The sequence below is a fragment of the Sphingomonas trueperi genome (assembly GCF_040545665.1).
Lineage (GTDB): Bacteria > Pseudomonadota > Alphaproteobacteria > Sphingomonadales > Sphingomonadaceae > Sphingomonas > Sphingomonas trueperi_B.
This window is the reverse complement of sequence record NZ_JBEPMH010000001.1, coordinates 1260326-1280741: the sequence shown is the minus strand read 5'-3', so window position 1 is coordinate 1280741 and position 20416 is coordinate 1260326. Positions and strand designations below refer to the sequence as shown.

Genomic DNA, 20416 nt, shown 5'->3' with positions numbered 1-20416 from the left:
CCGCGCCACCCGGATCGGCCTCGCCGATCGTCTGGGGCGCTTCTTGTATCGCGCGCTCGCGCCCCATTCCCTCGAGGAACTGTGCCGGCGCGCCCGGAGAATCATCAATGACCATGCGTATGCTGATCGACGCACGCCACCGGGAAGAAACCCGCGTGGCCGTCGTCAAAGGGAATCGAATCGAGGAATTTGACTTCGAGTCCGCTGAGCGCAAGCAGCTCAAGGGCAACATCTATCTCGCGAAGGTGACCCGCGTCGAACCGTCGCTGCAGGCGGCCTTCGTCGACTACGGCGGCAACCGCCACGGCTTCCTCGCCTTTTCGGAAATCCACCCCGACTATTACCAGATCCCCAAGGAAGATCGCGAAGCCCTGCTGCGCGAAGAGGCCGAGCATGCCGCGCAGGAAGCCGCGCTGCGCGAAGCCGACGGGGACGACGACGACGATCACCATGATCACGACGACCATGAAGACGGCGTCGAGATGGTCGAGCGTGGTCATGACGACGAGGAAGCCTCGGAAGGCGAGGACGCGCCGCAGGGCGGCCGCCGCCGTCGCGGTCGTGGCGGCAATGGCGACGAGGCGGAGGCGCTGCGCCAGCGCCGCATGAACCTGCGTCGCCGCTACAAGATCCAGGACGTCATCCGTAGGCGCCAGGTGCTGCTGGTCCAGGTCGTCAAGGAAGAGCGCGGCAACAAGGGCGCGGCGCTGACCACCTATCTCAGCCTCGCCGGCCGTTACTGCGTGCTGATGCCGAATACCGCGCATGGCGGCGGCATTTCGCGCAAGATCAACTCGGCCGCCGATCGCAAGCGCCTCAAGGGCATCATGGCGGACCTCAAGCTGCCCGCCTCGATGGGCTGCATCGTCCGCACCGCCGGCCTCCAGCGCACCAAGACCGAGATCAAGCGCGACTTCGACTATCTCGCCCGGCTGTGGGACGAGATTCGCGAGAAGACGCTCACCTCGTCCGCGCCCGCGCTCGTCTATGGCGACAGTGATCTGATGAAGCGGGCGATCCGCGACATCTATAACCGTGACATCGACGAGGTGATCGTCGAGGGCGAGGAAGGCTATCGCCAAGCCAAGGACTTCATGAAGCTCCTGATGCCCAGCCATGCCCGCAAGGTGCGGCAATATGCCGACGCGGTGCCGCTGTTCCAGCGCGCCGGCGTCGAGGAGCAGCTGTCGGCGATGTACCATCCGGTAGTGCAGCTCAAGTCCGGCGGCTATCTGGTGATCAACCCGACCGAGGCGCTGGTCTCGATCGACATCAACTCGGGCCGCTCGACGCGCGAGCATAATATCGAGCAGACCGCGACCGCGACCAACCTCGAGGCCGCCCAGGAAATCGCCCGCCAACTCCGCCTGCGCGACATGGCGGGCCTGGTCGTCATCGACTTCATCGACATGGATCATTCGTCCAACGTCCGTAAGGTCGAGAAGGCGATGAAGGAGGCGCTGAAGAACGATCGCGCCCGCATCCAGGTCGGCCGCATCTCGCCCTTCGGCCTGATGGAAATGAGCCGCCAGCGCCTGCGCACCGGCGTGCTCGAAGCCTCCACCCGCACCTGCCCGCATTGCGAGGGCACCGGCCTGGTCCGCACCGCCTCGTCGGCCGGCCTATCGGCGCTGCGCATGATCGAGGACGAAGCTGCGCGCGGTCGCGGCTCGCAGATCCTGCTGCGCGCTAGCCAGGAAGCGGCCTTCTACGTGCTCAACAAGAAGCGCGGCGAACTGGCCGAGATCGAGGATCGCTACGGCGTCCTGGTCGAGGTCGAGGCGGACGGCGAGCTGGAAGGCGCACGCATGACGGTGGAGGCCTCGGGCCCGCCGCCGGCCTATGCGCCCAAGATCGAGCCGCTGATCGAGGAACCGGAAGAGGACTTCGTCGAGGAGATCGAGGAAGAGGAAGAAGAGCTCGAAGCCGAGGCGGAAGCCGAAGCCGCGGAGCCGCGCGAGCGTGGCGAACGTCCGGAGCGCGCCGAGCGTGACGGCGAAGGCCGCGGCAAGCGCCGCCGTCGTCGTCGCGGTCGTGGCCGCCGTGGTCGCGAGGAAGGCGAGGGCCAGGACGAGCAGGCCGAGACCGAGGGCGCCGAAGGCGACTTCGAGGCAGATGACGCCGAGCCGGCCGAGGTCGAGGCGACTGCCGAAACCGAGGAAACGGCAGCGCAGCGCGAGGAAGGCGAGCGCAACCGCAAGCGCCGCCGTCGCGGTCGTCGCGGTGGCCGTCGCGGCGCCGGTGAAGAGGGTGCCGAGCAGGCAGCCGAGGACGCTGGCGAGGCCGATGAGGCCGAAGCACCCGTCGCCGCGCCCGAGCCCGTCGCCGAAGCAGCCCCGGCAGCGGTAGAGGCCGAGGCGGAAGCCCCGGCCAAGCCCAAGCGCACCCGTCGCAAGAAGGCCGATGTCGAGGCGGAAGCCGCGCCGGCAGCCGTCGAGGCGCCCGCCGAGGAAGCCCCGGCCAAGCCCAAGCGCACCCGTCGCAAGAAGGCCGATGTCGAGGCGGAAGCCGCGCCGGCGGCCGTCGAGGCGCCTGCCGAGGAGGCCCCGGCCAAGCCCAAGCGGACGCGTCGCAAGAAGGCGGACACCGTTGCAGAAGCGGCCCCCGAGGCGCCCGCCCTCGAGGCGCCGGCCGCACAGGACGTGACCCCGGCAGCCGAAGAACCGGCCGCCGAGGACGCATCGACCGACGAAGGCCAGCCCCGCCGCGGTTGGTGGCAGCGGACCTTCGGCGCCTGAGCAAGTTCCCCGGCGCGACCCGCCCGGTCGCGCCGTGGTCTTTCAGTGTAGGTTCAGGGCGTTGTTGCCAGGGCAGCCCTTCAACCGAGTCCCCGGGAGTAGGATCATGGCGCGCATCCACCGATTGGCCACGCTGCTCGCGATGCTGTGCCTCGCATCGTTCGCGTCGCGCCCGGCGATGGCGCAATCGGTGCTCCGCGATGCCGAGACCGAGGCGCTGCTGGCCGACATGGCCAAGCCGCTGTTCACCGCTGCCGGGCTCAACCCTGCCAATGGCAAGGTGGTGCTGATCGCAGATCCCTCGATCAACGCCTTCGTCGCGGGCGGGCAGATCGTCTATGTCAATGCGGGCCTGATCGACGCGGCGGATACCGCCAACCAGGTCCAGGGCGTCGTCGCCCACGAAATCGGCCATATCGTCGGCGGGCACGCGGTGTTCCAGCGCGACGGCGGCTATGGCAACATCTCGATTCTCAGCCTGCTGCTCGGCGCCGCAGCGATGGCCGCGGGCTCGGCGGAGGCCGGCACCGGCATCCTGATGGCCGGCCAGCGCGCCGCGATCGGCAAATATCTCGCGTATAGCCGCGTGCAGGAATCCTCGGCCGATGCCGCAGGCGTCCGCTTCCTCAACACCGCGGGCATCACCGGCAAGGGCATGCTCGGCTTCTTCGAGAAGCTGACCCAGGAGATGCACCGCTACGGCTATTACAGCACCGATCCCGAGGTCGATCCGTTCGCCCAGACCCACCCGATGTCGCAGGATCGCGTGCAGACGCTGAAGGCCGACCTGGAAGGCTCGCCCAACTGGACCAAGCCGCTCGACCCCGATCTCGAGCGCCGCTTCAAGCGTGTCCAGGCCAAGCTGCGCGGCTATACCAACGATCCCAAGAAGACGCTGCGCCTCTATCCGCCGAGCGACCAGTCGATCCCGGCGCATTATGCCCGCGCCTATGCCTATCACCAGTCGGGCTATCCCGAGCAGGCGGCGGCCGAGACGGCGGCGCTGGTCAAGCTGGCGCCCAACGATCCCTATTTCCTCGAGCTGCAGGGCCAGATCCTGCTCGAATCGGGTCAGCCCCAGGCCTCGCTCGACCCGCTGCGCAAGGCGACCCAGCTCTCGAACAACTCCCCGCTGATCGCGAGCACCTTCGGCCACGCGCTGGTCGCGACCGAGGACAAGGCAAACCTCAAGGAAGCCGAGCAGGTGCTGCGCGATTCGCTCACCCGCGACCGCGACAATCCCTTCGCCTGGATCAACCTCGGCACCGTCTATGATCGCGAGGGTGACGAGCCGCGCACCGCGCTCGCCACCGCCGAGCGCGCCAACCTGATCGGCGACGCGCGCACCGCGATGGTCAGCGCGCGGCGGGCGATGGGCGGCCTGCCGCAAGGCTCGCCCGAATGGATCCGCGCGCAGGACATCGCCATGGTCTCCGAACAGGCGATGAAGGACGACAAGCGCAACAAGGGACGCAATCTCCAGTAATGACCCGATCGAGGCTCTTTTTTGCCAGCGCACTGCTGCTGGCCGCGGTCCTCGGTGGCCTGGTAGTACTGGGGCTGCAGGCGATGCTGCCCGGGATCGGCGGCAACAAGGCGCAGGTGGAGCGGATCGTCCACGCCTATCTGCTGGAGAACCCGGCGATCCTGCGCGACATGATGGAGAAGCTCCAGCAGCAGGAAAATGCCGAGGCGGTAAAGGCGCAGGATAGCGCGCAGGCTGCCGTGCCTGCTGCGCTGCCCGCGCTGACCACGCCCTTCGCAAGCGCCTGGGCGGGCAATCCCAATGGCGACGTCACCGTCACCGTGTTCATGGACTATGCCTGCGGCTATTGCCGCGCGAGCCTGCCGGGCCTCGCCGAGCTGATCGCCAAGGATCCGAACGTCCGCGTGGTCTACCGCGAATATCCGGTGCTGGGCGAAGCGAGCGTCGTCGCGGCGCGCTTTGCGCTGGCGGCCGCGCAGCAGGGCAAGTTCCGCGCCTTCCACGATGCGCTGTTCGCCAGCGGTGGTCCCAGCAACGCGACGATCAGCGACGCGCTCGCCAAGGCCGGGCTCAATCCGGCGGCGACGCAGAAGCTGGCCAACAGCGACGCGATCGCCAAGGAAATCGACGCCAACCACCGGCTCGGCGTCAAGCTGGCGATGAACGGCACCCCCGCCTGGGTGGTCGGCAAGCAGATCCTCTATGGCGCGCGCGACTATCAGGCGCTGGTCGACGCCGTCGCGATCGCGCGGAAGGCGAAGTAGCGGCGCCTCTTCCCCACCCACTCCAGCGTATCCTCCCCCGCCAGGGGGAGGTGGCCCGCGCCAGCGGGTCGGAGGGGGAGGATGCCAGAACGATAGCGGCGTGCTTCCTCCCCCTCCGTCGCCTTCGGCGCCACCTCCCCCTGGCGGGGGAGGAAACACTTGATTTCACGGGGCGCGCGCACCTTGCCCCAGGATGAACGCCACCCTAGCTAACGGGCTCCTTCCGGCCGGGGCCACCAATCCATGCAACCCATCCTGTCGCTACGCCAGGTCTCCAAGACCTACGCGTCGGGCCATACCGCGCTCGACCATGTCGATCTCGACATCAACAAGGGCGAGATCTTCGCCCTGCTCGGGCCCAACGGCGCGGGCAAGACCACGCTCATCTCGATCATCTGCGGCATCGTCACGCCGAGCACGGGCACGATCCTGGTCGACGGGCACGATGCGATCCGCCAGCCGCGCGCCGCGCGTTCGAAGATCGGGCTGGTGCCGCAGGAGATCGCGGTCGACATGTTCTCGCGCGTCGGCTCGGCTGCCCGCTATTCGCGCGGGCTGTTCGGCAAGGCGCCGGACCACGCCTATTGCGACCAGCTCCTCAAGGACCTCTCGCTGTGGGACAAGCGCGACGCCAAGATCATGGAGCTGTCCGGCGGCATGAAGCGCCGGGTGATGATCGCCAAGGCGCTCAGCCACGAGCCCGACATCCTGTTCCTCGACGAACCGACCGCCGGCGTCGATGTCGAGCTGCGCCGCGACATGTGGAAGCTGATCGGCCGCCTGCGCGACCGCGGCACCACCGTCATCCTGACCACCCATTATATCGAGGAGGCCGAGGAAATGGCCGACCGGGTAGGGGTGATCAACAAGGGCAAGCTGCTGCTGGTCGAGGAGAAGACCGCGCTGATGAAGAAGCTGGGCAAGCGCGAGCTGGATCTCAGCCTGGTCGAGCCGCTCGCCGCCATCCCCGCCGAGCTCGGCGAATGGCAGCTGAGCCTCGCCGACGAGGGCCACAAGCTGCGCTACACCTTCGACGCGCAGGCCGAGCGCACCGGCATCCCGTCGCTGCTCAGAAAGCTGCACGACCTGAACATCGCCTTCAAGGATCTCGACACGTCCAAGTCGAGCCTGGAGGACATCTTCGTCGACCTGGTGGGGGCACAGGCATGAACGGCATCAATTTTCCCGGCATCTGGGCGATCTACAAGTTCGAGATGGCCCGCACGATCCGCACGCTGTGGCAGTCGATCGCGACCCCGGTGATCACCACCTCGCTCTATTTCGTCGTGTTCGGCGGGGCGATCGGCAGCCGGATCGATGCAATCCACGGCGTCAACTATGGCAGTTTCCTGGTGCCGGGCCTGATCATGCTGTCGCTGCTGATGCAGAGCATCGCCAATGCCTCGATCGGCATCTACTTCCCCAAGTTCACCGGCACGGTGTTCGAGCTGCTCTCGGCACCGATCTCCGCGATCGAGCTGGTGGTGGGGTTCGTCGGCGCGGCGGCGACCAAGTCGGTGGTGATCGGGTTGATCATCCTGGCAACCTCGGCGCTGTTCGTGCCGCTGCGCGTCGACCATCCCGCCGCGATGCTCGCCTTTCTGGTGCTGACCGCGGTGACGTTCAGCATGTTCGGCTTCATCATCGGCATCTGGGCGAAGAGCTTCGAGCAGCTCAACATCGTGCCCTCGCTGCTGGTGACGCCGCTGACCTTTCTGGGCGGTGCCTTCTACTCGATCGACATGCTGCCCGAGCCCTGGCACACGGTGAGCCTGTTCAACCCGGTGGTCTATCTGGTCAGCGGCTTCCGCTGGAGCTTCTTCGGGCATGGCGATGTCGGCATCGCCTGGAGCCTCTGCTTTACCGGCATCTTCCTGCTGCTGTGCCTGGGGTTGATCGTGTGGATCTTCCGCACGGGGTACCGGCTGAAGAACTAAAAGATCACACTTAAGCCCCTCCCCTTCAGCGGAGGGGTTGGGGTGGGGCAGTGTCTCACCGAGACCAACAAGCGTTCTGGAATCCCTCCACCCCAACCCCTCCTCCAAGGAGGAGGGGCTTAATACATCAGATCACCGCACCACCGGCAACACCACCGCCGAGCCCGCACACACCCGCTGCGTGGCCTTGCGATAATCCTCGGGCTTCGCTTTGTAGATGTTCGGCACGAAGGTCTGCGGGTTGCGGTCGATCACCGGGAACCAGCTCGACTGGACCTGCACCATGATCCGGTGGCCCTTCTTGAACACATGGTCGTGGTCGCGGAGGGGAAAGTCCCAGGCGGTCACCTGGTCGGGCACCAGCGGCATCGCCTGCTCAAAGCTCTTGAGATAGCGGCCGCGCCGGATCTCCATCGCGATCGGCAGCTCATAGCCGTTGAGGCCCTTGGCATAGGCGCCCAGCGCGGTCGGCGCCTTCTCATAGTCTTCCGGGAACACGTCGATCAGCTTGACGACGAAGTCGCTGTCGGTCCCGCTGGTCGAGGCCATCAGCTTGGCGGTGACCTCGCCGGTGACGGTTAGGTCATTCTCCAGCGGCGCGGAGACATAGCTGAGCACATCGGGGCGGTCGTCGACGAAGCGCTGGTCCTCGGCTTCCCACCAGCGCCAGTCGGGCGTGGCATAGGTGGCGGACATCGGCCGCGGGCGGAACGGCAACGGGCGCGCCGGATCGCTGACATAGTCGCGGCAGCCCTCCCCCGCGGCCGGCGCGGTGAAGCTCAGCGAGCCGTCGCCGCGCAGATACAGGCTGGTCGACTGCGCATTGGCGAGCGGATATTGCTGGTACGTCTTCCACTGCCACGAGCCCGACTGGAAGCTCTTGAGCGCGTAGTCGGGCTTGGTGCCGGTGCCGTGCAGCCAATAGGCGAAGAACGGCGCCTCGACCTGCTCGACGAACTGGGTGCCGCTGTCGACGCCGAAGGGGATGCGCCCCAGGCTGTTCGCCGGCGACTGCCAGCTACCGTGCGCCCAGGGGCCGGCGACCATTAGCGCCAGCTTGTTCGGATCGTTGGCGCGCTGCTTTTCCCAGATCTTCCAGCTGCCCCAGGGATCTTCCTGGTCCCAATAGCCCGCGACGTTGAGCGTCGGCACCGTCGTCTTGCCGAGCGCGTTCGACCAGACCTGCTTCTTCCAGTGCTCGTCATAGTCGGGATGCTCGATCATCTCGCGATAGCGTGGCACCCGACCCTTGAAATATTTCTTCTCGATATCGTCGGGCGAGCCGGCGTGGAGGAACCAGTCGTACGTATCGTAGCGATCGTACAGGGTGATGCCGTCGTTGGTCGTCTTGTCGGCCTGGAGCCCGTTGACCCAGTCGCTGGCATAGGCGAGCCGCATCGCGCCCCAGCGGTGGAGATCGTCGTTCTTCCAGTAATCGATCCATGCCGCCTGCGGGCTGGTCGCCTTGAGCGCCGGGTGCGGCCTGGCGAGCGCCACCGCGGCGGTAAAGCCGGGGTACGACACGCCCCACATGCCGACCTTGCCGTTGTTCGGGCGGACGTTCTTCACCAGCCAGTCGATCGAGTCATAGGCGTCGGTCGCCTCGTCGACGGCGCCCTTGCCGGTCTTCACTTCGGTGGAGAGGGTGAAGGGCCCGCCTTCAGACTTGAAGCGGCCGCGCATGTCCTGGAACACGAAGATATAGCCGTCGCGCACCAGCGGCGCCCAGCTGCCCGGCACCCGACCCGGCGCCGCGTCGGGCGAACCATAGGGGCTGCGCTGGAACAGGATCGGCAGCGGGCCGGTGGCGCCCTTGGGGCGCAGGATGACGGTGTGGAGCTTCACCCCGTCGCGCATCGGGATCATCGCCTCTTCGAAGATGAAGGGCGCGTCGGTTGCGGTGGGCGCGGCTTGCGGCGGCGCGGCGGCCGCGAGAGGGGCGGCAAGTGCCGCGAGTGCTACCGTAACCAGCCAGTGCCGCATGTTCGTCGATCCCCCAGAAAGCGAGGGTGACTTGGTGCGGCAAGACGCCGCCGGGATCAAGCCGGCGGCGCCGCTTACCTGTTAGTCGATGCGGTGCTCGCCCTTCACCCAGCGCACCGTGCCCGAGCTGGCGCGCATCACCACGCTCTCGGTGGTCATCTTGCCCTTCACCCGCTTCACGCCGGCGAGCAGCGAACCGTCGGTGACGCCGGTCGCCGCGAAGATGCAGTCGCCCTTGGCGAGTTCCTCGAGCACATAAACCTTGTCGAGATCCTCGATGCCCCATTTGGCGGCGCGCGCGCGCTCGTCGTCGTTGCGGAAGACGAGACGGCCCTGGAACTGGCCGCCGACGCAGCGCAGCGCCGCGCAGGCGAGCACGCCCTCGGGTGCGCCGCCCTGGCCCATATAGACGTCGATCGTGGTCGTCGGATCGGTGGTGGCGATCACGCCCGCCACGTCGCCGTCCGGGATCAGCATGATGCCGCAGCCGATGCTGCGCAGTTCGGCGATCAGCTTTTCGTGGCGGGGGCGATCGAGCACGCAGGCGATGATCTCGCTGGGCTTGACGCCCTTGGCGGCGGCGATCGCCTCGACATTCTCGGTCGGGGTCTTGTTGAGGTCGATCACGCCCTGCGGGTAGCCGGGGCCGACCGCGATCTTGTCCATGTACACGTCGGGGGCGTTGAGCAGATTGCCCTCTTCCGCCACCGCCAGCACCGCCAGCGCGTTCGGCCCGGCCTTGGCGGTGATCGTCGTGCCTTCCAGTGGATCGAGCGCGATGTCGATCTTCGGGCCCTTGCCGATCGCCGATCCCACCTTTTCGCCGATATAGAGCATCGGCGCCTCGTCGCGCTCGCCCTCGCCGATCACCACGGTGCCGTCCATGTAGAGCTGGTTCAGCGCCTCGCGCATCGCCTCCACCGCGGCGGCATCGGCGGCTTTCTCGTCGCCCCGCCCGACCAGGCTGGAGGCGGAAATCGCCGCCGCTTCGGTGACGCGCACCATTTCGAGCACCAGGACACGGTCGAGAACATGGCTTGCGTTCGGCATCGGCTGGGGATTCCCTTTACGATTTGTGCACCGCGATACGGGGCCGGTTCAGCCCTGTCGAGCGGTGCTAGCGTTGTCAGGCCACTTGCCAAAGACCTTTAGTGTTTCAGGGCGCGTTTTAGGTTATGCTTGCGTGGAATAGCAGGGAATTGACACGATGTTGCTGCTGATGCTGCTGGTCGTTGCCCAGCAAGATGCCGTGTCGTCGCTGCTGGCGGACTATCGCGCGCGGACGCAGGCAGAAATTCCGTGCCGCATGCCCGCGGACCAGAGCGAGATCGTCGTCTGCTCGCGTCGCGAAGCAGACCGGTATCGGGTTTCCTTCGTCACCCCCAATATCGGCAAGGACTCCGATGCGGCGCGGCTCAACCGACTGATCGGCGATCCCGTCCAGCAGGGCATCACGCCCTGCGGCGAAGGCGCGTTTACCGTGAAATGCGGCGCGGTGGGGCTCACCGCCACCATGGGAATGGACGGCACGGCCAAGGTGCAGCGGCGGGAACTCGCGCCATGAACGCGGCGAATAGAATGCACGACTGCGCAACCAGCCATGCAACGGCGCGTTGCCTTGTCGGGACACGACAGGAGGGCATATGTTGTTGATCGCATTGGCGCTCCATAGCGCCACCATGGCCGGCAAGATGCGCGCGGTGGCAGTGGCGCGGCCACGCGTGGTGCGTGCGACGCTCAAACGATCAGCGCGGCCGCACCCGGCCCTTTCGCCGCTGGTCAGCGCATGCGACATCGAGCGCGACTGCGGGACCCGCCAGACGCGCAGCCACTTTCGCCTGACGGGCACGCAGGAGCCGTTGGTCGACCGCAAGCTCGAGATGGTCCGCGCGGCGCAGGGGCCGAGTTGCAACCGCACCGGCATGCCGGTGTGCCCCGGCAGCGGCCGGCAGTTGCTCAAGCTGAACTACTGAGCCGACGCGACGCGGCTCAAGCGTCGAGAATGTGCATCCACATCGGCTCGCCGGTGAGGCTCTGCGATCCCCGCAGCTTCTCCAATGCCTGGGCGATGCTCCGCTCCGGCGCCTCGTGCGTGACGATCGCGACCAGCGCGCTGCCGTCGGGGCTGACGCCGCGCTGGATCAGGCTTTCGATCGAGACGCCCGCGTCGCGCATCGCTGCCGCGATTTCCGCCAGCACGCCGACGCGGTCCGCCACGGTGAACCGCACATAGGAGCGCCCGCGCCGCTCGCCGCTGTCCGCCGCGGGCTGCGAAACGAGCGCCGCTGCCGGCATCGCGTAGGGCGGGCCGAATTCGCCGCGGGCGATGTCGATCAGGTCGGCGACCACCGCGCTCGCGGTCGGGCCGTCGCCCGCGCCGGCGCCCTGGAACAGCAGGCGACCGACGAAATTGCCTTCCGCCACCACCGCGTTGGTCGATCCGGTGACATGCGCCAGCGGATGGCCGAGCGGCACGAGATGCGCATGGACGCGCTGGAACAGGCCGTGCGGCCCCGCATCGGCGATGCCGAGCAACCGCACCCGGTAGCCGAGCGTCGCCGCCTCGGCGATGTCGGCCGCCAGGATATGGCGGATGCCGCTGGCCTTGAGGTCGCCGAACGCCGGCTGGGTGCCGAAGGCGATGCTGGCGAGGATCGACAGCTTGTGCGCGGCATCGATGCCGTCGATGTCGAAGGTCGGGTCCGCCTCGGCATAGCCCAGCGCCTGCGCCTCGGCGAGGATCTCGGCGAAGTCGCGGCCCTCGGCCTCCATCTTCGACAGGATGAAATTGCAGGTGCCGTTGAGGATGCCATACACCCGGCTGATCTCGTTGGCCGCAGCGCCTTCGCGCAGGCCCTTGATCACCGGCACGCCGCCGGCCACCGCCGCCTCGAACTTGAGCGCGACCTGCGCGGTTTCCGCGGCTTCCGCGAGCTCGAGCCCATGATGCGCGATCATCGCCTTGTTGGCGGTGACGAAGCTCTTGTTGGCGCCGAGCGCCGCGCGGGCGAGCGCCAGCGCCGGGCCATCCGATCCGCCAACCAGCTCGATCACCACATCGGCGTTCGCGTGCCGGGCGAGTTCGACGGGATCGTCGACCCAGTCGAAGCGCGACAGATCGATGCCGCGATCCTTGGTGCGATCGCGGGCGGAAACGGCGACCACCTCGATTCTGCGCCCCGCGCGGCGGCTAATCAGCTCGGCATTGGCGTCGAGCAGGCGAATCACGCCGCCGCCCACCGTACCGAGCCCCGCCAGTGCCACGCGCAACGCTTCCGCCATTCCTCGTTCCTCTAAAACTCTACAGCAAGACGGCGGCAGAGCACTTCGCTCGACCGCCGCCTTCCGTCCCTAGCGTCTTCTCTTCCTAGAAGGAAAGACAGATTTTGTCGCGGGCGAGTGCCGCCACGCGCTGTTTATTTCTTGATCAGCCCGATCTCGACGAGCCGCTCGTGAAGATAGTCATGCGCGGTGATCGGCTCCGGATAGCGATTCGGATTCTCCGCGTTGATGCAGCCCGGCAGCGTCTTGATCAGGAAATCGGGCGCCGGATGCAGGAAGAAGGGCATCGAATAGCGCGAATGGCCGCGGCGCTCGGCCGGCGGATTGACGACGCGGTGCGTGGTCGAGGGCAGGACATGATTGGTCAGCCGCTGCAGCATGTCGCCGACGTTGATCACCATCGCGCCTTCGGGCGGCTTCACCGCCAGCCACTTGCCGTCGCGATCGAGCAGTTCGAGGCCCGCTTCCTCGGCACCGAGCAGCAGGGTGATCAGGTTGATGTCCTCGTGCGCGCCAGCACGCACCTCGGGAGCGTCCGCCGCGACCGGCGGATAGTGGAGCAGGCGCAGCACCGAATTGCCGTCCTTCACCGCGGTGTCGAACCAGTCGGGCGCCAGGCCCAGATAGCGGGCCACCGCCGAGAGCAGCTTGTCGCCCGCGGTGTCGAAGGCGGCGAACAGCTCGATAAAGGTCTCGCGGAAGCCATCGGGCTGGGCCGGCCAAACGTTCGGCGCCATCACCTCGCCGAAGCGATGCCCGGCGGCCAGCTCGCGGCCGATATGCCAGAATTCCTTGAGGTCGACATGGGTCGCGCCCTTGGCGATCTCGGTCTTGAACGGGGTATAGCCGCGCGCGCCGCCGCCGCCGGGGAGGTAATAGCCGCGCTTCTCTTCCTCGGTCAGCTCGAAGAACGCCTTGGTCAGCGCCCAGGCGCGCTCGATCAATTCCTGCGGCACACCGTGATCGCGCACCACGGCGAAGCCGAAGCGCTGGAACGATCCGCCGAACGCCTGGGCAAAGCCCTCCGGATCGTTCGCCTGCGCCGCCAGCGACAGCACCGGAATTTCGGCCAGGGTATCCAACATCACAGTCTCCGAACGCAAAAATCGGCGGTTAGTCCCGCCACCACCCGCCCCACAAGCCTGGGAAGATTCCCAATGGCCGGCGCCCTGTCCCGATCGGGATCAGCGGCCGACCTGCATCAACCCCTTGGTCTTGGCTTCGCCCTGAGCGCTGAGCTGCAGCGCGAACGGCTGGCCGTCGTCGGTGGTGCCGATCAGGTTATCGTCCTTGGTCGTCACCTTGAAGCCCTGCTTGGTCATGTTGTCGCGGAACCAGTCGCGCACCACTGTAGGTGCTGCCGGGCTCTCGAACTCGACGATCACCTGGCCGTCCTTGTCGCCGGTGCCGTCGTTGACCTTGAGGTTCTTCAGCGTCGAACCGGGATAGAGCGTCACCCCATCGATGTCGAAATTCTTCGCGTCCAGCGGCATCTTGGGCAGCGTGATCGAGCCCTGGATCCCCGGCGCCTTGATCTGGATGCGGCCGTTCGAATCGGTGGAGATGACGCTGTTGCCGTCGCTGTCGTTGCCGTCGAAGTTGATGTTCGCGCTGCCATGGCACGCGGCGAGTGCGATCGGCAGCAACAGGGGTGCGAAACGGCGATTCATGCGGATACTCCTGCGGCGGTTGCACCTGGCAATGTTGTTGCGCGGGCACTCACGTCAATGGGAAAAAGGGTGACGTGGCGTAAGGCTTGCGCCATGGCCGGGCGATGGACGCCCCGCACCTCAGCACCGCTTCCGCCGGCCAGGCGCCGCTGCGCTTCGGCGAGTTCGTCCCGCTTGCCGCCGCGCTGATGGCGCTGACCGCGCTCGGCATCGATTCGATGCTGCCGGCGCTGCCCGCGATCGGCGCCAGCCTGGGTGTCGATTCCGCCAACCATCGCCAGTTCGTGATCACCGCCTTCCTGATCGGGTTCGCGGTGGCGCAGCTCGCCTATGGGCCGCTTTCCGATCGCTTCGGGCGGCGACCGGTGCTGCTCGTCGCGCTCGGCTGCTATGTCGTAACCTGCGCGATCGCGGCGATTTCCGGCAGCTTCGTGCTGCTGCTGGTCGCGCGCGTGGCGATGGGGACGGCGGCAGCCGGCGCGCGGGTGGTGACGGTGGCGCTGGTCCGCGACTGCTATGCCGGCCGCGCGATGGCGCGGGTGATGAGCCTGGTGTTCATCGTCTTCATGGCCGCGCCGATCTTCGCCCCCGCGGTGGGGCAGATCATCCTTTCGGCCGGCGGATCGTGGCGGACGATCTTCTGGGGCATCGGCGCCGTCGCGGCGCTGGTGCTGCTATGGTTCGCGCTGCGCATGCCCGAGACCCTGGCGGGTGACGCGCGCCAGTCGCTCCGCCCGGCACGCGTGGTCGCCGATTACGGCCTCATGCTCCGGGACCGCGCGGCGGTGGGCTACACGATCGCGACGGGCCTGCTTTCGGGCGCGCTGTTCGGCTTCATCGGATCGGTGCAGCAGGTGATGGCCGACGTGTTCCATCGCCCGGACCTGCTGACCGTGGTGTTCGCCGGCGTGGCGAGCACGATGGCCCTGGGGTCGTTCCTCAACTCCCGGATCGTAATGCGCCTCGGCACGCGGGTGATCTCCCACACCGCGCTGACCCTGCTGACGCTCCTCGCGGGCGTGCACCTCGCCGTTACCGTGCTCGGTTGGGAAACGCTGTGGAGTTTCGCGGTGCTGCAGGCACTGATGATGGCGTGCTTCGGCCTTGCCACCTCCAACTTCTCCGCGATGGCGATGGAGAAGATGGGGGCGATCGCCGGGACCGCCTCCAGCCTGCAGGGATTCGTCACGACGCTCGCCGGCGCGCTGATCGGCGCGGCGATCGGCCAGGCCTTCGATGGCACCACCATCCCCCTGTATAGTGGTTTTCTGCTGATGGGTGCGCTCTCGCTCGTGGTAGTAGCGGTAACGGAACGCGGACGGATGTTCCGCCCGAGCTGAGTCGGAACGCAGCCGGGGCCAGCGCCGTTGCGCATTCGAACCCCGGCGATCCCCGCCGGGCCAGTGATGAGGTTTGGCGATGAGCGGCACCCAGGGTCCCAGCGACGACGTGTATGACGCGGAAGGCTATGACGAGAGCCAGCGCGCCGAAATCCTCGAGGTGACGGGCGACGGGCCGGACGACGGCACACTGCTGACCGACATCAACCCCGATCTGGGCGGCAGCGAGGACGACGACGACGATCTCGACGAACTGTCGATGGCGGACGACGAGATCGGCGAGGAAGACGACGACGCCGACGAGGATGAGGACGACCTCGACGAAGACGACATCCAGGACGATTTCGACGACGAGGATGTCGACGAGGACGATCTCGACGAGGAACTCGACGACCCGGATGACGTCGCGCTGCGGCCCTGATCCTCGGCGGACGGCGCGCGGCCGGTACTGCGCGCCGTCCATCCCCCTTGCATGTGCTCCCCGGCCATGAAATGGTACGTTATACCATTGCAGTGAGGGAGGAGAGGTCATGCCCAAGTTCGTGTCCACCGCCGAGCCCCAGCCGATCGGCGCGATCAACGTCACACCGTTCATCGACGTGATGCTGGTGCTGCTGATCGTGATGATCCTCAGCATGCCGATGGTGACCCACAAGGTGCCGGTCGACCTGCCGCAGGGCGGCCCCGCCGCCACCGACGACGCGACGCATCGGCTGGCGATCGACAAGGCCGGCGCGCTGTTCTGGGACGGCATCCGTCTCGACGATGCCGCGCTGCCGGCCAAGCTGGCGGGCCTGCGCACCGATGCGGCGGTGCTCCAGCTGCAGGCCGATCCGGAGGCGCGGTACGATCGCTTCGACGCAATCCTCGCCACGATCAAGCGCGCCAACATCGTGAAACTGGGTTTCGTCGGTAACCAGCCGCTGGCCGATTGAGGAACCGGCGCATCCGGTGGCTCGTTCGCATGTTCCCGTTTTGGAAGAGACCCGGATGCGCCTGACCCCTGCCCTGCTTGCCGCCTGCTCGCTCGCTGCCTGTTCCTCGGGGCTGCCCCCGGCGGCGGACAACACGACCAACGCCGCGAGCACCGCCGAGATCAACCAGGTCGCGCCCGCCGCGACCGAGCAGGCGGCAGGCAACGCGCAGCTCGAACCGCTCAACCCGCCCGCTCCCGGCCAGCCGGGCGGCCTGCCCGACGACCGCACCCCGGTGAGCGAGGCCAAGTTCACCCCCGACAGCGCGCAGGGCGCCGCCAATGTCGTCCAGACCTATTATGCGCTGATCGAAAGCGGCCGCTACGACCAGGCATGGGCGCTGTGGAGCGACGGCGGCAAGGCCTCGGGCGACGACGCCAAGGCGTTCGCGGCGCGCTTCGCCTCCTATTCCGAATATCACGCCAATGTCGGCGCGCCCGGGCAGATCGAGGCGGGCGCCGGCCAGCGCTACGTCACCGTGCCGGTGCAGGTCTATGCGCGTATCAAGGCGACCGGCAAGCCCTTCTACCAGCTCGGCGAGGTGACGCTGCACCGGGCGGGCGACATCGATGGTGCGACCGCAGAGCAAAAGGCCTGGCACATTCGCGCGATCAAGTTCCAGGATGATCCGGGCAAGCCGGCCCAATAATCAGCCGCCGATGACGTTGCGGAGCAGCGCCAGATCCTCATTGTCGATCGGCTGCCCCAGCGCATCGGTGGCATTTTCGACCGGCACGGCGTGGCTTGGCGATTTGCCGAGCCCCGCGACGCTCACCGCGGTCCACAGCACCCCGGCCGCCCAGAGCAATGCAGCCCAGCGGCTGCGGAACAGGGCGGAGGGGCGGCGCGGCAGCATGGCGCGGACCTGCTCCCCTTTGGGTGAACGCCGCGCTACGCTCCATGGTTACCGACCGAGGATTCGTGATGCCCCGCTTCTCCCGCCAGATCACCGCAACCCCTGACGACATCGACGTGCTGGGGCACGTCAACAATGCCGTCTGGGTGACGTGGATCCAGGACATCGCGGTCGCGCATTGGGACAGCCTCGCCACGCCCGAGGACCAGGCTGCCTATGTCTGGGTGATCACCCGCCACGAGATCGACTATCGCGGCAATGTCCGCGCCGGCGAGACGGTGACCGGCGAGACCTGGGTGCCCGAGCCGCCGCGCGGCGCCCGCTTCAACCGCCATGTCCGGTTCCTGGGGCAAGACGGCAAGGTGCGGGTGGAGGCGGTGACCACCTGGGCGTTGCTCGACCGCGCCACCGGCCGATTGCTGCGGGTGCCGGCCGAACTCGGCGATCGCTTCATCGAAGCGACACGCTGACGAAGCGAGTCGTCGGCGCGACGAACCGTGGTTCGCGCCGTCGCCGAACTCGACTAGGGTGCACGCCCATGGCGTTCTCGCGTGTGTTCCCGCTGGCGGTACTGGCCCTGCCCCTGCTGCTTTCGGCCTGTATCTTCGGCAGCGGCGGCGGGGACAAGCGCCCGGCCCCCACCCCTGTCCGCCCCCGCGGCAGCCCGCCGATCACGCTCAACCGGCCGACGCCGCGCGACACGCAGCAATGCTTCACCGATCTCTCCCGCGCCGGCGTGCGGTTCAGCGCGATGCCCGATCGCGATTATGGCGGGGGCTGCATCGTCGAGGGCGCGGTGCAGCTGATCGACATCGGCGTGCCGGTGGGCGGCATCAAGGGCATGCGCTGCCCGCTCGCCCGCGCCTTCACCGGCTGGGTGCAATATGCCGTGGCACCCGCGGCGCGGCAGATCCTTGGCAGCGATCTCGTGCGCGTCGATACGTTCGGCACCTATGTCTGCCGGGCGATCGTCGGCAGCCCGCAGGCCTCGACCAAGCTTTCCGAACATGGTCGCGCCAACGCGGTCGACGTATCGGGGTTCGTGCTCCGCGACGGGCGGCGGATCACCATCCTCAAGGACTGGCAGAACCAGGATCCCGCCGTCCGCAGGTTCCTCGAGACGATCCACGCATCCGCCTGCAGACGTTTCGCTACCGTATTGAGCCCCAATTATAATTACGTCCACCGCGATCATTTCCATCTCGATATGGGGCGGGGGCCGTTCTGCGCCTGAGGCTTCCCAACCGCCCCGGATGCGCCTAATCCGCGGTCAATGAGCGATACGAGAGTCCCGTCGCGCGTCTTCCGCCCTGCCCAGCAGGAAGCCGAAGCCGCCAACACCGCCACCGGCACCCCGCAGACCGAGCATCCCGCCTACCGGCTCGCCTTCCAGGACATGGACTTCCTGCTGCGCGAGGACCTGCGGCCGATCCGCTTCCAGCTCGAGCTGCTCAAGCCGCAGCTGCTGCTCGACGAGGCGCACATCGCCTCGACCTTCGTGATCTACGGCTCGGCGCGCATCCCCGAACCGGCCAAGGCCGAAGCGGTGCTCGCGCTCGCCGAGACCGAGCAGCAGAAGCGCATCGCCGAGAGCCTGGTCGCCAAGTCCAAATATTATGACGTGGCGCGCGAGCTGGGCCGGCTGGCGAGCAACTTCCCGCTCGATGCGGCCGGCAAGCGCCACTTCGTCGTCACCTCGGGCGGCGGCCCCTCGATCATGGAAGCAGCCAACCGCGGCGCCCGTGACGTGGGTGCGGAGACGATCGGGCTCAACATCGTGCTGCCGCACGAGCAGGCGCCCAACCCCTATGTCACGCCGGGCCTGAGCATGCAGTTCCACTATTTCGCGTTGCGCAAGATGCACTTCCTGCTGCATGCCCGCGCGGTCGCGGTGTTTCCCGGCGGCTTCGGCACGTTCGACGAGAGCTTCGAGCTGTTGACGCTGATTCAGACAGGCAAGGTCGATCCGATTCCGGTGCTGTTCTACGGCAAGGAGTTCTGGAACCGCGTCGTCAATTTCGAGGCGCTGTGCGACGAAGGCGTGATCTCGCCGCGCGACCTGAATCTGTTCCGCTTCTGCGAAACCGCCGAGGAAGGCTGGGAAATCGTCCAGGACTTCTGGCGGAACAAGGAAACGGCGGGCTGATCCCGATCCTCCCCCGGAGGGGGAGGGGGACCTTCGCCCAAGGCGGCGGTGGAGGGGTATCCCCCGCTGCAATCGCGGGGTAGCGCACCAGCGTCGACACCCTCGGTCGCGCTGGGCGTGCCACCTCCCCTTCCAGGGGAGGATGGATGGGCTCGCACCCGCCCCCCGTTGCGCTATAGCGCCGCCATGACCGATCCGCTGATCCGCATCGCCGAGGCGCTCGAACGGCTGGCGCCGCCCCCTGCCCCGCCCGCCGATCTGGAGGCGCACCCCGCCTATGTGTGGCGCGGGCGCGACATCGTGCCGGCGCGCGCCTTCGCCCCTACCCCGCTCGCGCTGCTGCAGGGCGTGGAGAAGCAGCGGACCGCCCTGCTCGCCAATCTCGAGCGGCTCGCCGCCGGCCATGCCGCGCAGGACGTACTGCTGTGGGGGGCGCGCGGCACCGGCAAGTCGGCGCTGGTCAAGGGCGCGGTCGCCGAGGTGCAGGTGCAGGGCGGGCGGCTCGCTCTGGTCGAGGCGGCGACGACGCATCTGGAGACCCTGCCCGAGCTGTTCGCGCTGCTCGCCACCACCGATCGGCCCTTCGCGATCTTCCTCGATGATCTCGGCTTCGACGCCGCCGCCGATGCGCGGGCGCTGCGCTCGCTGCTCGAAGGCGGTGCCGAGGCGCGGCCCGCGCATTGCCGCCTGCTGGTCACCTCCAACCGCCGCCACCTGCTCCCGCGCGACATCGACGCACAGGCGAGCGCGATCAACCCGCGCGACTCCATCGACGATGATCTCGCCCTCGCCGATCGCTTCGGCCTGTCGCTCGGCTTCCACGTCGTCGACCAGGACACCTATGTCGCGATCGTGCGCGGTTATGCCGACGCGCATGGCCTCCACTTCGAACCGCAGGACGCGGTTCAATGGGCGACACGGCGCGGGAGCCGCTCCGGGAGAGTCGCCTGGCAATATGTGGTCGAGCTCGCCGGCCGACAGGGCAAGCGGCTCTGAAGCGCGATAATTTTTTGCGAGACCGTCCCGAAAAAGTACATCTTTGTTCGGTTGGCGCGACGAGCGGAGCGGCCCTAGCGCGCGTGCAGCAACGTTACGACGACGTTTCGATCTATGCGTAGTTACGGAGGTTTGTCACCTAGGCCGCTCGGCCGAGGAGATCGTTTGCACCCGCAGCGTCGCAACTTCCGAGACATATGGCCGCGTTAAGGACCATCATGCTCGGCGCTGCACAATGCAAACC

21 protein-coding genes are annotated in these 20416 nt (G+C 67.4%); 15 read left to right on the top strand and 6 right to left on the bottom strand.

Annotated features, from left to right (window positions below; genetic code table 11):
- Positions 1 to 107 precede the first annotated feature (107 nt).
- The 5 genes from ABIC65_RS06035 (at position 108) to ABIC65_RS06015 (ending at position 6925) form a co-directional block, all read left to right on the top strand.
- Positions 108 to 2738 (top strand): Rne/Rng family ribonuclease, encoded by a 2631-nt coding sequence (locus ABIC65_RS06035; protein ID WP_354307458.1) that lies wholly within the window; start codon positions 108 to 110, stop codon positions 2736 to 2738.
- A 106-nt stretch (positions 2739 to 2844) separates the two neighbouring features.
- Positions 2845 to 4224 (top strand): M48 family metalloprotease, encoded by a 1380-nt coding sequence (locus ABIC65_RS06030; protein WP_354307456.1) that lies wholly within the window; start codon positions 2845 to 2847, stop codon positions 4222 to 4224.
- Positions 4224 to 4988 (top strand): DsbA family protein, encoded by a 765-nt coding sequence (locus ABIC65_RS06025; RefSeq protein WP_354307454.1) that lies wholly within the window; start codon positions 4224 to 4226, stop codon positions 4986 to 4988. The genes ABIC65_RS06030 and ABIC65_RS06025 overlap by 1 nt, the downstream gene beginning before the upstream one ends.
- A gap of 243 nt (positions 4989 to 5231) precedes the next feature.
- On the top strand, positions 5232 to 6158 hold the full coding sequence (locus ABIC65_RS06020; protein ID WP_354307452.1) for an ABC transporter ATP-binding protein: 927 nt from the start codon (positions 5232 to 5234) through the stop codon (positions 6156 to 6158).
- Positions 6155 to 6925, top strand: coding sequence for an ABC transporter permease (locus tag ABIC65_RS06015; RefSeq protein WP_354307450.1), 771 nt, complete (start codon positions 6155 to 6157; stop codon positions 6923 to 6925). The genes ABIC65_RS06020 and ABIC65_RS06015 overlap by 4 nt, the downstream gene beginning before the upstream one ends.
- Before the next feature lie 132 nt (positions 6926 to 7057).
- Here ABIC65_RS06015 and ABIC65_RS06010 read toward each other — a convergent pair whose 3' ends face one another.
- Positions 7058 to 8908: a CocE/NonD family hydrolase gene (locus tag ABIC65_RS06010; protein WP_354307449.1), complete on the bottom strand. Its 1851-nt coding sequence runs from the start codon at positions 8906 to 8908 to the stop codon at positions 7058 to 7060.
- 81 nt (positions 8909 to 8989) lie between these two features.
- The gene (gene glpX, locus ABIC65_RS06005; protein ID WP_354307447.1) at positions 8990 to 9958 is read right to left on the bottom strand and encodes a class II fructose-bisphosphatase; all 969 of its coding nucleotides are present in this window, start codon (positions 9956 to 9958) and stop codon (positions 8990 to 8992) included.
- 157 nt (positions 9959 to 10115) lie between these two features.
- Here glpX and ABIC65_RS06000 point away from each other — a divergent pair, with 157 nt between their 5' ends.
- A complete protein-coding gene (locus ABIC65_RS06000; protein WP_354307445.1) occupies positions 10116 to 10472 on the top strand; it encodes a hypothetical protein in 357 nt (118 codons plus the stop codon).
- A 79-nt stretch (positions 10473 to 10551) separates the two neighbouring features.
- Positions 10552 to 10881 (top strand): hypothetical protein, encoded by a 330-nt coding sequence (locus ABIC65_RS05995; RefSeq protein ID WP_354307444.1) that lies wholly within the window; start codon positions 10552 to 10554, stop codon positions 10879 to 10881.
- A gap of 16 nt (positions 10882 to 10897) precedes the next feature.
- On the opposite strand, the gene ABIC65_RS05990 is transcribed toward ABIC65_RS05995, so the two are convergent.
- From ABIC65_RS05990 to ABIC65_RS05980, 3 genes are all read right to left on the bottom strand, one after another.
- On the bottom strand, positions 10898 to 12190 hold the full coding sequence (locus ABIC65_RS05990) for a homoserine dehydrogenase (RefSeq protein ID WP_354307442.1): 1293 nt from the start codon (positions 12188 to 12190) through the stop codon (positions 10898 to 10900).
- Between the two features lie 134 nt (positions 12191 to 12324).
- A complete protein-coding gene (locus tag ABIC65_RS05985) occupies positions 12325 to 13275 on the bottom strand; it encodes an isopenicillin N synthase family dioxygenase (RefSeq protein WP_354307440.1) in 951 nt (316 codons plus the stop codon).
- A gap of 99 nt (positions 13276 to 13374) precedes the next feature.
- Positions 13375 to 13860: a hypothetical protein gene (locus ABIC65_RS05980; RefSeq protein WP_354307438.1), complete on the bottom strand. Its 486-nt coding sequence runs from the start codon at positions 13858 to 13860 to the stop codon at positions 13375 to 13377.
- A 104-nt stretch (positions 13861 to 13964) separates the two neighbouring features.
- On the opposite strand from ABIC65_RS05980, the gene ABIC65_RS05975 reads away from it, so the two are divergent.
- The 4 genes from ABIC65_RS05975 (at position 13965) to ABIC65_RS05960 (ending at position 16823) form a co-directional block, all read left to right on the top strand.
- Positions 13965 to 15200: a multidrug effflux MFS transporter gene (locus ABIC65_RS05975; protein ID WP_354307436.1), complete on the top strand. Its 1236-nt coding sequence runs from the start codon at positions 13965 to 13967 to the stop codon at positions 15198 to 15200.
- Positions 15201 to 15279: 79 nt separating this feature from the next.
- Positions 15280 to 15621, top strand: coding sequence for a DNA primase (locus ABIC65_RS05970; protein ID WP_354307434.1), 342 nt, complete (start codon positions 15280 to 15282; stop codon positions 15619 to 15621).
- A 109-nt stretch (positions 15622 to 15730) separates the two neighbouring features.
- Positions 15731 to 16135, top strand: coding sequence for an ExbD/TolR family protein (locus tag ABIC65_RS05965; RefSeq protein WP_354307432.1), 405 nt, complete (start codon positions 15731 to 15733; stop codon positions 16133 to 16135).
- Positions 16136 to 16190: 55 nt separating this feature from the next.
- A complete protein-coding gene (locus tag ABIC65_RS05960; RefSeq protein WP_354307431.1) occupies positions 16191 to 16823 on the top strand; it encodes a hypothetical protein in 633 nt (210 codons plus the stop codon).
- On the opposite strand, the gene ABIC65_RS05955 is transcribed toward ABIC65_RS05960, so the two are convergent.
- Entirely contained in the window at positions 16824 to 17030 is a 207-nt protein-coding gene (locus ABIC65_RS05955) for a hypothetical protein (protein WP_354307429.1), read from the bottom strand.
- 68 nt (positions 17031 to 17098) lie between these two features.
- Between ABIC65_RS05955 and ABIC65_RS05950 the strand changes: the two genes are divergently transcribed.
- The 4 genes from ABIC65_RS05950 to ABIC65_RS05935 all read left to right on the top strand — a co-directional run bounded on the left by ABIC65_RS05950 (position 17099) and on the right by ABIC65_RS05935 (position 20172).
- Complete coding sequence (locus ABIC65_RS05950; protein ID WP_354307427.1) at positions 17099 to 17500, top strand: acyl-CoA thioesterase; 402 nt, start codon at positions 17099 to 17101, stop codon at positions 17498 to 17500.
- A 68-nt stretch (positions 17501 to 17568) separates the two neighbouring features.
- Positions 17569 to 18264: an extensin family protein gene (locus ABIC65_RS05945; RefSeq protein WP_354307426.1), complete on the top strand. Its 696-nt coding sequence runs from the start codon at positions 17569 to 17571 to the stop codon at positions 18262 to 18264.
- Between the two features lie 39 nt (positions 18265 to 18303).
- Positions 18304 to 19176, top strand: coding sequence for an LOG family protein (locus ABIC65_RS05940; protein ID WP_354307424.1), 873 nt, complete (start codon positions 18304 to 18306; stop codon positions 19174 to 19176).
- 186 nt (positions 19177 to 19362) lie between these two features.
- Positions 19363 to 20172, top strand: a complete 810-nt coding sequence (locus tag ABIC65_RS05935) for a DUF815 domain-containing protein (protein ID WP_354307422.1) — start codon at positions 19363 to 19365, stop codon at positions 20170 to 20172.
- The last annotated feature ends 244 nt before the right edge of the window (positions 20173 to 20416 follow it).

Excerpts from the sequence above, each read along its gene's own strand:
- ABIC65_RS06010 (WP_354307449.1), bottom strand. The coding sequence starts at position 8,908 with ATGCGGCACTGGCTGGTTACGGTAGCACTCGCGGCACTTGCCGCCCCT.
- ABIC65_RS06025 (WP_354307454.1), top strand. The coding sequence starts at position 4,224 with ATGACCCGATCGAGGCTCTTTTTTGCCAGCGCACTGCTGCTGGCCGCG.
- ABIC65_RS05960 (WP_354307431.1), top strand. The coding sequence starts at position 16,191 with ATGCGCCTGACCCCTGCCCTGCTTGCCGCCTGCTCGCTCGCTGCCTGT.
- ABIC65_RS05935 (WP_354307422.1), top strand. The coding sequence starts at position 19,363 with ATGACCGATCCGCTGATCCGCATCGCCGAGGCGCTCGAACGGCTGGCG.
- ABIC65_RS05985 (WP_354307440.1), bottom strand. The coding sequence starts at position 13,275 with ATGTTGGATACCCTGGCCGAAATTCCGGTGCTGTCGCTGGCGGCGCAG.
- ABIC65_RS05945 (WP_354307426.1), top strand. The coding sequence starts at position 17,569 with ATGGCGTTCTCGCGTGTGTTCCCGCTGGCGGTACTGGCCCTGCCCCTG.
- ABIC65_RS05975 (WP_354307436.1), top strand. The coding sequence starts at position 13,965 with ATGGACGCCCCGCACCTCAGCACCGCTTCCGCCGGCCAGGCGCCGCTG.
- ABIC65_RS06000 (WP_354307445.1), top strand. The coding sequence starts at position 10,116 with ATGTTGCTGCTGATGCTGCTGGTCGTTGCCCAGCAAGATGCCGTGTCG.
- ABIC65_RS05980 (WP_354307438.1), bottom strand. The coding sequence starts at position 13,860 with ATGAATCGCCGTTTCGCACCCCTGTTGCTGCCGATCGCACTCGCCGCG.
- ABIC65_RS06030 (WP_354307456.1), top strand. The coding sequence starts at position 2,845 with ATGGCGCGCATCCACCGATTGGCCACGCTGCTCGCGATGCTGTGCCTC.
- ABIC65_RS06020 (WP_354307452.1), top strand. The coding sequence starts at position 5,232 with ATGCAACCCATCCTGTCGCTACGCCAGGTCTCCAAGACCTACGCGTCG.
- glpX (WP_354307447.1), bottom strand. The coding sequence starts at position 9,958 with ATGCCGAACGCAAGCCATGTTCTCGACCGTGTCCTGGTGCTCGAAATG.
- ABIC65_RS05955 (WP_354307429.1), bottom strand. The coding sequence starts at position 17,030 with ATGCTGCCGCGCCGCCCCTCCGCCCTGTTCCGCAGCCGCTGGGCTGCA.
- ABIC65_RS05990 (WP_354307442.1), bottom strand. The coding sequence starts at position 12,190 with ATGGCGGAAGCGTTGCGCGTGGCACTGGCGGGGCTCGGTACGGTGGGC.
- ABIC65_RS06035 (WP_354307458.1), top strand. The coding sequence starts at position 108 with ATGACCATGCGTATGCTGATCGACGCACGCCACCGGGAAGAAACCCGC.
- ABIC65_RS05970 (WP_354307434.1), top strand. The coding sequence starts at position 15,280 with ATGAGCGGCACCCAGGGTCCCAGCGACGACGTGTATGACGCGGAAGGC.
- ABIC65_RS05950 (WP_354307427.1), top strand. The coding sequence starts at position 17,099 with ATGCCCCGCTTCTCCCGCCAGATCACCGCAACCCCTGACGACATCGAC.
- ABIC65_RS05940 (WP_354307424.1), top strand. The coding sequence starts at position 18,304 with ATGAGCGATACGAGAGTCCCGTCGCGCGTCTTCCGCCCTGCCCAGCAG.
- ABIC65_RS06015 (WP_354307450.1), top strand. The coding sequence starts at position 6,155 with ATGAACGGCATCAATTTTCCCGGCATCTGGGCGATCTACAAGTTCGAG.
- ABIC65_RS05965 (WP_354307432.1), top strand. The coding sequence starts at position 15,731 with ATGCCCAAGTTCGTGTCCACCGCCGAGCCCCAGCCGATCGGCGCGATC.
- ABIC65_RS05995 (WP_354307444.1), top strand. The coding sequence starts at position 10,552 with ATGTTGTTGATCGCATTGGCGCTCCATAGCGCCACCATGGCCGGCAAG.